This window comes from Flavobacterium croceum DSM 17960, from assembly GCF_002917885.1.
GTDB classification, from domain to species: domain Bacteria; phylum Bacteroidota; class Bacteroidia; order Flavobacteriales; family Flavobacteriaceae; genus Flavobacterium; species Flavobacterium croceum.
Map to the genome: position 1 here is coordinate 1 of NZ_PQNY01000027.1, position 10,937 is coordinate 10,937.

At 28.8% G+C, this 10,937-nt stretch carries 13 protein-coding genes and 1 pseudogene; all 14 read left to right on the top strand.

Annotation, left to right across the window (positions count from 1 at the left end):
• The first annotated feature begins 107 nt into the window (after window positions 1-107).
• Window positions 108-689: a hypothetical protein gene (locus Q361_RS12430; protein WP_103727058.1), complete on the top strand. Its 582-nt coding sequence runs from the start codon at window positions 108-110 to the stop codon at window positions 687-689.
• Between the two features lie 82 nt (window positions 690-771).
• Complete coding sequence (locus tag Q361_RS12435) at window positions 772-1,398, top strand: hypothetical protein (RefSeq protein ID WP_103727059.1); 627 nt, start codon at window positions 772-774, stop codon at window positions 1,396-1,398.
• Window positions 1,399-1,411: 13 nt separating this feature from the next.
• Window positions 1,412-2,329 carry a hypothetical protein gene (locus Q361_RS12440; protein WP_103727060.1) on the top strand — a complete coding sequence of 306 codons (918 nt, stop codon included), beginning with the start codon at window positions 1,412-1,414 and terminating at the stop codon, window positions 2,327-2,329.
• 187 nt (window positions 2,330-2,516) lie between these two features.
• A complete protein-coding gene (locus tag Q361_RS12445; protein WP_103727061.1) occupies window positions 2,517-3,167 on the top strand; it encodes a hypothetical protein in 651 nt (216 codons plus the stop codon).
• A gap of 181 nt (window positions 3,168-3,348) precedes the next feature.
• On the top strand, window positions 3,349-3,720 hold the full coding sequence (locus tag Q361_RS12450) for a surface-adhesin E family protein (RefSeq protein ID WP_103727062.1): 372 nt from the start codon (window positions 3,349-3,351) through the stop codon (window positions 3,718-3,720).
• A 159-nt stretch (window positions 3,721-3,879) separates the two neighbouring features.
• Window positions 3,880-4,839 (top strand): PDDEXK family nuclease, encoded by a 960-nt coding sequence (locus tag Q361_RS12455; RefSeq protein ID WP_103727063.1) that lies wholly within the window; start codon window positions 3,880-3,882, stop codon window positions 4,837-4,839.
• 183 nt (window positions 4,840-5,022) lie between these two features.
• Window positions 5,023-5,232 carry a hypothetical protein gene (locus tag Q361_RS12460; protein ID WP_103727064.1) on the top strand — a complete coding sequence of 70 codons (210 nt, stop codon included), beginning with the start codon at window positions 5,023-5,025 and terminating at the stop codon, window positions 5,230-5,232.
• A gap of 21 nt (window positions 5,233-5,253) precedes the next feature.
• A pseudogene (locus Q361_RS12465) lies at window positions 5,254-5,817 on the top strand (SseB family protein); the annotation flags it as partial.
• A gap of 182 nt (window positions 5,818-5,999) precedes the next feature.
• The gene (locus tag Q361_RS12475) at window positions 6,000-7,382 is read left to right on the top strand and encodes a hypothetical protein (protein ID WP_146047024.1); all 1,383 of its coding nucleotides are present in this window, start codon (window positions 6,000-6,002) and stop codon (window positions 7,380-7,382) included.
• Window positions 7,382-8,422: a hypothetical protein gene (locus Q361_RS12480; protein WP_245874636.1), complete on the top strand. Its 1,041-nt coding sequence runs from the start codon at window positions 7,382-7,384 to the stop codon at window positions 8,420-8,422. The genes Q361_RS12475 and Q361_RS12480 overlap by 1 nt, the downstream gene beginning before the upstream one ends.
• Window positions 8,423-8,476: 54 nt before the next feature.
• Entirely contained in the window at window positions 8,477-9,508 is a 1,032-nt protein-coding gene (locus Q361_RS12485; protein ID WP_103727068.1) for an RHS repeat domain-containing protein, read from the top strand.
• Window positions 9,509-9,512: 4 nt separating this feature from the next.
• Entirely contained in the window at window positions 9,513-10,022 is a 510-nt protein-coding gene (locus tag Q361_RS12490; protein ID WP_146047025.1) for a hypothetical protein, read from the top strand.
• Window positions 10,023-10,059: 37 nt separating this feature from the next.
• Window positions 10,060-10,185, top strand: a complete 126-nt coding sequence (locus Q361_RS13980) for a hypothetical protein (RefSeq protein ID WP_262496238.1) — start codon at window positions 10,060-10,062, stop codon at window positions 10,183-10,185.
• A 186-nt stretch (window positions 10,186-10,371) separates the two neighbouring features.
• Entirely contained in the window at window positions 10,372-10,878 is a 507-nt protein-coding gene (locus Q361_RS12495) for a hypothetical protein (protein ID WP_103727070.1), read from the top strand.
• The last annotated feature ends 59 nt before the right edge of the window (window positions 10,879-10,937 follow it).

A 10,937-nucleotide genomic window follows, 5' to 3' on the forward strand; every position in this document is an offset into this window, starting at 1 on the left:
TCTTAAATTGAAGTCCGTTTTTCACGAAAATGTTTATCTTTAGCAGAAATTAATTCGTTCGCTGGCTTCGCTTCTGCGTCAAGCCGCAAAACGTTAGCAGTAATATTATGAAAAACATAATTTTAATACTTTTACTTTGCTTTACATTTTTTAGTTGCCAAAAGAACGAAAGTGTTTTAGAAACTGAAGAAATAGCTCTAAATTCTGTTTTTAATTCAGTTGTAGATTCGGTTTATTTAAAACTAACAGAAAATAAAACTATTTCAAGAAATTTAAAACAAAAAACTATTGTAATTTATGATAGTCTTACAACTGACAAACCTGGATTTGTACAATTTAAAGCAAGATATAAAACAATCAAAAACCTTCACTTTGACACAATTTCCGAAAAAGTAAAACCGAAAATTGACTTACTAAAATTAGAAAAGGAAGCAAATTTTAAATATTTACCAAAACTATTTATAAGTCGTGATTCAATAAAAAAGAGTTTCTGGAACTCTAAACATGCACTTACTGGAGTTTTGTCGTTTTCTAAAATTTGCTTCGACGAGCATAGGAAATTTGGAGCTTTTAACTGTATTTACTCGGAAGGAGATATTTATAATGCAAAACATTTTTTAGTATACATAAAAAGAGAAAACGGAAAATGGAAACTTGACGAAGTTACTAAATTTATAAGGCATTACTAAAAATACTACTGCTAACACACGTTTGGCGCAATTGCGAATTTTGTGGTAAATTCACGTTTATATTTCGCAAGAAATTTTATCTTTGATAGAAAATAAATCGTTCCGAAGCTCGCAACTGACGCCAAGCGTGGGAACGTTGTATGATACCGTTGAGCGACGAAATGCAAAAGAATTAATACAAAATAATTTCAAAACAAAAAACAATATGTACGACGAAATACAATCTTGTGAAATTTGTAAAATTCAAGATATATTTGACACAGCTTATGGTGTCATTAACAACAAAATATACTGTTATTCTTGTATTGAAAAACATAATTTAAAAGATACCGACAAATTAAAAAGAGAGGAATATTCAAAAAGAGTTAAAGTACATTTTTCAAAATTCTATAAATACATTGACGAAAAATATAAAAGTAGAGATTTAACTATTGATTTATGGGATAATGATTACTCATATTATAATAAGTGCGTAGATGAAACTAAATCAGAAATAGCACACTTATATTCTTTAATTGAAGTTAAAAAGGAGGATATTAGCAAATCAGAAAATATAGAAAACGATGAAGATATTTTTAAATTAAAGAATGAAATTAACTTAATTAGTAAAAAAATCTCAAAACATGAAATTTTTTTAGAGGAATTGATTAAAACTGCGTTTCATGAAATTGAGAATTTTTACTTGTCTAATAAACCAAGTCTAATTTAATATAGATTCAATTATGAAAGTACAAAAGGCAAACTTAACTATTGAAAGTTTTCGTAATATGAGTTTATCTATGCTTGAAGTGCTATTAGACGATGATAAAACCTATCAGGGTGTAACAAAAACAATTTTTCTTGAAAAAATAGAATCAGTTTTTACATTTATTAAATCTAAAGGAAATACTAAACTAAATAGTTTTAAAGGAAATTGCTCCACAAATTGTTTTACTTGTAATCAAAATAAAAAAAGAAATTCAGGATATTTATTTGTTGGTAATAATTCCGACTTTTATATTCCTTTAATTTTTGAAGAAAAAAACAATGAAATAATTGATATTTACATTTGCAATTCATTTAATGCTAAAAAAGTAATTGAACATTATTACTACGTAAACTTTAATGTTTTTGACGATGAAAAATTCAACTTTAAATCTACGATTGAATATCTAACAATCAATCAAAAGTGTACAGACGCAATTAACGAAATTACTTCAAAGAAAAATGAAATTTTAAGTATTGATTTTCTAATATATTTTACAGAAAAACACAACGAGCTTTTTAAATCATTTAACTGTAGTCCTGCAAATTATAAAAACTATAATGAATTTTGGAAAATTTACGGGTATTTCAAAAATGTCATAAATTCTTTAAAATATGAAAGTTTAGCAAAAATAGCGTGTAATGAATTCTACGAAATTGAAAAGTCAAACGTTGAAAAATTAAAGAAATGGGATTCTAACTATAGACCTAAATTATACAGTAATATTTGTTTGTCAATGTGGGACAATCATTTTGAATTAGACAAAATTGATTTAATAGAATATTTCGAAGAATTTGGTTATAAGATTGAATTTGAAAGTTTTAAATACAGCTATGAATTTACAAGACATATATTTAAAATGGACGAAATATTAAATAATAACTATGCTGAATAAATTACGGCATCATACAACAGCGGTTTGCAAAAATTGGGGTTTTGGTCTTGAACTTACACATTGTTTTGTACTTTTGTGGTCAGTGATTTACTGAAAGTTAAGGCTAACCAAAACCCCAACTTCTGCAAGCCACGAAACGTTGGCAGAAACCAGTTGAAGAATCGCAGAAAATAACAATCTGAACTTAATGAAAGAAGAATTTTTAATATTTCAGAAATTTAACTCTGAAATTCAAGCCACAAATTTTGGAAGTTTACTAACCAAAAATAAAATTGAATTTTTAATTGAAAATATTTCTGTAAATTTTGATCCAATTCTTTCAAATAACGAATTTGGAAAAGAATATTGCGTAAAAATTAAAAAGAATGACTTTGAAAAAGCAAATGACATTTTGCGTGAAAAAGCAAAAACTGAAATAAACGAAATTCAAGATGATTATTACTTGTTAAGTTTTTCAAATAAAGAACTAATTGACGTAATTGAAAAAAGTGATGAATGGAATAAGTTCGACGTAGAACTTGCTCATAAATTACTAAAAAAAAGAGGAAATGAAATTACATCTGAAGAAATAAACGAATTAAAAAAACAGCGAATTATTGAATTGTCAAAACCTGAACAAGGACAAACTGTTTATATAATTATCGGTTACATTTGTGCTTTTCTTGGCGGATTATTAGGGATTTTTATTGGTTGGCATTTATTGACTTACAAAAAAACTTTGCCCAATGGAAACCAAATTTATGCTTATTCAGAAAATGACAGAAAGCAAGGAAACAGAATTTTAATAATAGGCGGAATATTTATTGTGGTTTGGATTTTTTACAGAATTTTGAAATAACAAAATATTCTGGCATCTGCCAACAGCCGTTTTGCGCTATTGCGAGAAAAGTGCAAAATTCACGTTTATCTTTCGCAAGAAATCTTATCTTAGCAGGAAAATACGCCGTTACGTAGCTCGCAACAAACGCAAAGCGGCGAAACGTTAGCAGAAATATTTAGACAACCACAGTATAAAAGTCATGAAAAAGATATTACTCTTATTATCATTATTTACATTTTCGTTTTCTTATTCACAAGACTGGAAACTCTTATTCGAAACAGAAAGTGAAACTTACTATTACAAACCAAACACAAGTGAAACTGCTTGGATAAAAACAATTTCTGAAAAACAGAGAAACATAGAAAAAGGGGTTGAAAAACTAGATGCATACGAAATTACTCTCTGGAAATTTGATTGTGACTCTAAAAAGTTAGGAGTTATTTCATCAAGTATCTATTCTAAAGATGGAAAAGTTTTAGACAGTCTTAAAATTAAAGAAACAGTTATGAACTGTATAAGTCCAGAATCAATTCGAGAGAAGTTACTCAAAGTTTTTTGTGAAACTAAATAAAAACACTTCTGCTAACAGCGGTTTCAAGAAATGGCGAAAAATGTGCTAAATTCACATTTTTCTTTCGCAAGAAATAGTATCTTAGTGGAAAATATGCGGTTACGAAGTTCGCCACTTCTCGAAGCCGCCAAACGTTAGCAGTAATACTAAAAAAACGCAATGAATTCAAGTGAACAATTTGAAAATTTTGAAAAAATTCAAAAAAACTTTTTGAATGGTAAAATTGCACAATTCATTGATGTTTATATTAGAAAAAATAAAGTTTGGTCAGCTGAACAAATACATTCAGAATTTTTAGAAAAAGTGAATTTTGAAATAGAAAATAAAGTTTATTCTGTAGAACCAAAATATGAAAACTATGTCACGGAAGAAAACAAAAAAGAACTTGAAAAAAAACATTCCGCTTTAAATTGGCTAATAACTGAAAATGGTAAAAAATTAACTTTAGAAAGATTTAATCAAAAATTACAAAACACTAAAGTTATTGCAGATAGAAAAAGTCCAATTATAGATAGATTAAGTTTTGGTTTCAAAAATGATGAAAAATTATTTTTTGAAATTAATCATGGCAGAAGTGGAAAATATAGTTATCTTCAATCAAAAGAACTTGAAAAGGTAATTGTTAATCCTTGGACAATAAAACATGTGAATTTAGAATTAACTGAAAAATTTAATTGTAATATTTTTAACTGCCTCGAAAAATTATCAACGAGCTATTTGGAAAAAAAATTTGTTGAATATTGGAAACTAAAATATAGTTCTGAAGAAAATCCAGCATTAATTCCCGAAGTTTGTGGTTTATCTTCTAAATTTTATTATTTCACCTACAAAGACAATATTTATAGCACAAAATCAGAGATTCTAGAAGAAATAACAGAGCGTGTTTATATTTCCAACTTTCGGTATGATTTTTTATTAGTAAACTTTAAAAATCAGAAAATAGCATTTATTGAACTTGATGGTTTTGAACATCATAAAACTAGAAAACAACAAACAATAGATAGCATAAAGCGAAATAATGCTTCAAAGAATAAAGTAGTTTTATTTACTTTTACTTCAAAACGTATAAATGAGGATATCGAATCTGTTTTTAACGAACTAGATTCATTTTTAAAGTAAAAAAGTACTACTGCTAACAGCCGTTTTGCGCTATTGCGAGAAAAGTGCAAAATTCAACTTTATTTTTCGCAAGAATTATTATCTTTAACTGAAAATTTGGCGGTCCGAAGCTCGCAACAGACGCAAAGCCGCCTCACGTTGGCGGTCACTTTACCGACGACAAAAAGACACAAGAAAATTACAATGGGAATATTTGACAAACTTTTTGGAAGCAACAAAGCAAAGATAACAACAGCTAATCCAGACAATAGCAGACTTTTTGATTTGCTGGAAATTTACAGAGTACAAAACGGACAAGGCGACACTTACAAAAATGTTATTTTAGAATTAATGAATGGAAATTCATTTCTACTTCTTCCTTCAGAAAATGACGGCTCTAATTCGGACACTTAGACAACAACTCAAAAAGACACAACACTAAAACTTACTTGTGTATTTAACTTGGACGGACTGAAAGTTTTAGGTGCGTTCACAGACGAAAATGCTTTGTTAAGTTGGGCAAAGAAACCGACACAATACACCGCATTATCTTCAAAAGACGTTTTAAAACTTTGCGAAGAAAATTTAATTGAAAGAATTGTAATAAATAGCGACTTGCCGACTATGTTCGTGTTGGAACGTAATCGTGAAAATATCAAGACTGATACAATAAAAGAAGAAACAACTGTTCAAATTGGCACACCTAATCGACCATTAGACAATAAAGTAATCTCAAAACTTATAGACCAATTTAAACGTATTGACACAATTCAAGAAGTTTATCAATATGGACAGACAAGAAACGATGAATTTAGCCTTGTGTTAGGATTTAAACTTTCAACAAACTCAGACAATGCAAAGACAGCAACAATTAACGCAGTTCAAACGGCATTACAAGGTGAGAGCATTGACCAACTACTTGACTTGTTTTTTATAGAAGACGAGAGTTGGTATCGGACAATAACTAATGTAGAGAACTCATTTGTTTATAGAAAATAGAATGATAAAAAAGCGAACCGCCAACATCGTATTGGCAATAGGCGGACTGAACGGCTTCGTATCAACGGAAGTGCAAAATTCAACTTTTGTTCTTCGATTAAAAATTAGTGCTAAAAATCCCGCCCATCGCCAATACGCAAACCGTTGGCAGAAACCCTTGCCCACATTACGCAGAAAAAGATATGACTACAAAAATTTTATTCTTTTTAATTCCATTAGCTACTTTCTCACAAGTAAAACTTCCTACTACTCCACAACCAACACAATTTCAGCATTACGGAAATCATAGTTTTGGTACGCCAACAAATATGCAACCGCCAAATCCAATGACTATTTTTTATGGAACTGACGAACAAAAAAGAATAAATCAACAAAACCAACAAATCATTCAAGAAGTTCAACACAACCAACAACAAAGACTTGAAGCCCAAAACCTACTAAGAAAAGAAATCAACCAGCAAAATCAAAATAAATCAATAAACTATAATTTACCAAGTTTAGCCAACAAAAAAGGAACAGAATTTTATAGACAAGTTTTTGACGAAATGCTTACTTTAAATGTAGAAAACTATTCCATTAAAGATGTAAACTTCAAAATTGAGAACGCTTACTTTGAAAACAAACTGCAAAAAGAAGAATTTAACAAAGTAATAAAACAATCCGCAGATTTTATTCTTTCAACAATGAAAGAATTAAAATATGATTTAAACAGTAATACTGCAAAAAATTATATCCTTTTCCAGTTCTTTTCAGAAACCTTACAGCTAAAGTCAAACAATAAAAAACATCTTCCTTTCAAATACGACTTTGAAGATTATATGGGTATAAAAGATTACTCTAAAATGTTTGTCACAAAATTAATTAATACCCATTCCGGACAATGCCATTCAATGCCTCTACTCTACTTAATTCTTGCTGAACAAATTGGAGCAGTTGCCTATTTGTCACAATCGCCAAATCATTCTTATATTAAATTTCAAGACGATAAAGGAAAATGGTATAACATTGAATTAACCAATGGAATGTTTACTGTACCTTCATTTATTCTAAATAGCGGTTTCATTAGTTCAGAGGCAATACAAAACAATATTTATATGCAGAATATGACTAAAAAAGAATTGCTGTCGCAATTCTTTACCGATTTAGCATCAGGTTATATTCATAAATTTGGCTACGATGAATTTGTAGAAAAAGTAACCAATAAAGCATTAGAATTAAACCCAAACAGTATAACTGCCAATATGAATAAAGCAAATTTTAATACAGAACACTTAAAATATGTTGTCAAGTTATTAGGAATTGACCCAGCAAACCAACAAAGTAGAGAAGAAATTTTAAACTATCCACAAGCAGTTGAGATTTTAAGAAATATGCACAAACAATATGACGTAATCGATAATTTAGGTTTTCAGCAAATGCCAGCCGAGTCATACGAAAAATGGTTAAGTTCGTTACAAGCTAAAAAAAACAAGCAAGATAATGAAAAGGAAAAAGAAACCTTACAACACCTAACCAAAACACTTAATGAAGCAAAAAGAAAGATGGATTTAAAAAGCAAAAGATAATGACAAAATATAAGTTTCTACTATTATTATTTTCCTTTTCTAAATTTTGTGCCAACGCACAAATTAGAGAATCGCAAGAAAAAAAATTTGAGCAAAGCTACACTTTGCTCAATAGCATGCTTGTCAATGAAAATAACTATAGTTTCAAAAAAGCCGTTTTTTCTGTTGAAAATGCGTTTTTAGATAATCAACTTGACACAATATTTTTAAACAAACAAATCAAATCATTAAATAGTTTGTGTAATTCTATCATTAATGAAAGAGAATTGAAATATTACGAAAAAGACAAAACTACTGTTAATAAATGGGCATCAGTTTTTCAAGTAATGCACGACACTATTCCTGTAAACATCAACGATACCATTTACAGATATATTCCTTTTGGCTATGATTTTAACGATGTTTTTGGTCATAAAACAAGAGAAAATTTATTTGTTTCAAAACTTTTACAAACCCACAAAGGAAATTGTCATTCATTACCCTATTTATATAAAATTCTTTGTGAAGAATTAGGAACAAAAGCCAATTTAGCACTTGCACCAAATCACATTTACATAAAACACCGTAGCATAAAAGATGGTTGGTATAATACCGAGCTTACAAGTGGTATATTTCCAATTGATGCGTGGATTATGGCATCGGGGTTTGTTCACATCGATGCCATTAGAAATGGTGTTTATATGAAAGCATTAAATAACAAAGAAAGTATTGCTTTAGTTTTAATTGATTTAGCAGACAATTACAACGCAAAATTTCCAAACAACGACGGAACATTCGTTTTAAAATGTGCCGAAACAGCAATTTTAAATTATCCAAACTTTGCAACAGCTCTAATTCTTCGAGCCGAAACCCACAAAAAACAAATGAAGAAAGAACAAAATCAAGAAAAAGCAAAACAAATGCTTCTTGATTTAGAAAAAGAATACACATACATTCACGAAATCGGTTACCGCAATATGCCCGAAGATATGTATCTCAATTGGCTAATTACATTAAAAACCGAAAGAAATAAGTATGAAAACACCACACTAAAAAAATAATATTTTAAAAAAGCATCAAAAAATAATATAAATTTACAATTCAAATAGCAATGTATGAAACTAACTAAACTACTCGTATTTATCATATTACCTCTTTGGAGCTTAGGGGGCTTCGCCCAAGAAAAACTATCTAAAGAAGAAAAAGAAAGACGAGAAAAAAACATACAAGCAGGAAATCCATTTGCAAAGTATGGTAGCAAAGCCCCCGTTGCCACATTAAGTAAAGGGAAATACCTTGAAGTTCACGACCTTGATAGTATTGTAACAATCGGAACGAGCCGTTGGCACGTAAACAACAAAAAGATTGTAGGAGATATTATAGTAGACAGTTTAAACATAGATGCACAACCCATTGGCGATGCACCAGGACGATGGATATCTCCAGACCCATTAAGTGAAGAATTTCCTAGTTGGTCGCCTTATAATATGTGTTACAACAATCCTATAAAATTTGTTGACCCTGATGGGAGAGCAGCCGATGATTGGAGAAATGCTCAAGGTCAGCAAGTTTATGACCCAAACGCAAATGGTGGACAAGGTGCTTACACGAAATATGCTACAGCACAGGATAAAGAATTTGGTAATGCTTTAAAAAATTCAGGAGAAAGAGGAGCATCACGATTTAATAGTTTAGTAACTTCAAAAACAAAAATTGAAGTTGAATTTCATACAAATGATAGTAATACAGGTTTAGGTTATCAACTTGGTTACACAGATATTGGAAGTGAAGGAAATGGCTACACCACTAATAGCGACGGTAGCATAACCGTAGATAAAGCAAAAATTGATATTTATGTTGGTACTGCGAACATTTTCGTAAAAGATTTAAAAGATGGTAAGGTTGATTTATCAGGGTCGACACAATATCAACAAGAAGGAGCCAAAACAATCATGGATAATAATTTAACAGGAAAAGATGTTGCTGTAGCTACTTTTGGACACGAAATTGACCACACAAACGCAAATAATGCCAAAATGCAAATTAGAGAAAAGGCTGGAAAACCAACAACTGGTTTGGGTTCTGAACTAACACCACAAATAACATCTTCGACTATTTTAAAAGATATAGCAAAGAAAAAAGAATAATATTATGAAAAAATATATTAAAATTTACTTATTTATTTTATTATCATCAATGAATGTAAATTGTCAATCTACCAAGAAATTGACCTTTCAATCAATTGAAAAAGATTTAATTATATTTTTGATAAAAAACAAAGACATAATGGAAAATGAAATAAAAGATTATTACAATGGCAAAAAACATTTAAACATCTTCGGCATACAAAACAATTATTATAAAGGAGATTTAAAAGAAGGTATTTATAGTTTTTCTCAAACAAGAACACATTCAAGAGTTTATTTTTTAATAATTGAAAAAGATACTATGCAAATATTAGATATTTCTAGTAGAGAAAATTTAGATATTTCAATTAAAAATACCCTTGATTTTTGTGAAAGAAATAAATACTGTGAAGAAATTACAGTAGATTATATTTCAAGACTGACGAGAACATTTTACAAAAAAAATAAAAATCCACAAGCAGGTATGGATGTAAATTGCGAAAGAGGAATAAAAACAACTAAAGACTTGCCATAAATATGAAAGCTAAATTAATTCAAAAACCAAAAAAATTATGCCTTCAACATCAGAAACAGGAAATGCAAAAAACGTGGCAAACTTCCAAGTTTTAATTGCTTTCGTAACAGCTTATGGTTCAATACCAATAACTAATGAGAAAGTATATAAAATACAAAAATAAAATACTCCGATTCATGTTCATTTTGTTAGCAATTTTTCTACTACTTAAATTGTCAAAATATTTATATTATAATGTTTTTGATGATTATTTAAAAGAAAAAACTTGGCGTCAAACTATTAAAAGAATAGAAAAAAAGAAATGATAAATTCTTTCAATTTAATTAAAGCAGGAAAATTATAATATATTATGAAATCATTTACACTACTTTTTTGTTCCTTTATTATTTTTTCCTGTAATAAAAATATTATTAATGATGAATCCAAAATAATAATTAAGTGTGAAAAAATTATTATTCAAGACAGCATAGATGATAATGAGATAGCTTTTCTAATATCATATTATAACCCAACCGAAGAGAATATAGATATTTATGCAAACACATTTTCTAATAAAAAAAACTACAAAAACATTGGGATTTTTATAAAAAATAGAGGAGTTGAAGTTCCATTAGAACAATTCTTACCAGATAGTGTTTTTAGCATTCAATCGAAATCAAAAATTAAATTATTATATTCGTATGGTAAAAAGTGTTCTTCATGGAAAAATATTTTTTCAAAAGATAAAGCAATTACAAAACAGCTAAAAAAAATTCATTTATTTTATAAACCTACCAAAATAAATACTAATAATAACAAACATCCTATAGAAGTAAATATAACCCGTTGTGCATTATTAAGCGAGATTTATTTTTAAGTTGTTAATGTTTCTTTGAAATACAAATTTATTAAAAAATTGAATAGAAGTTAGAGTTG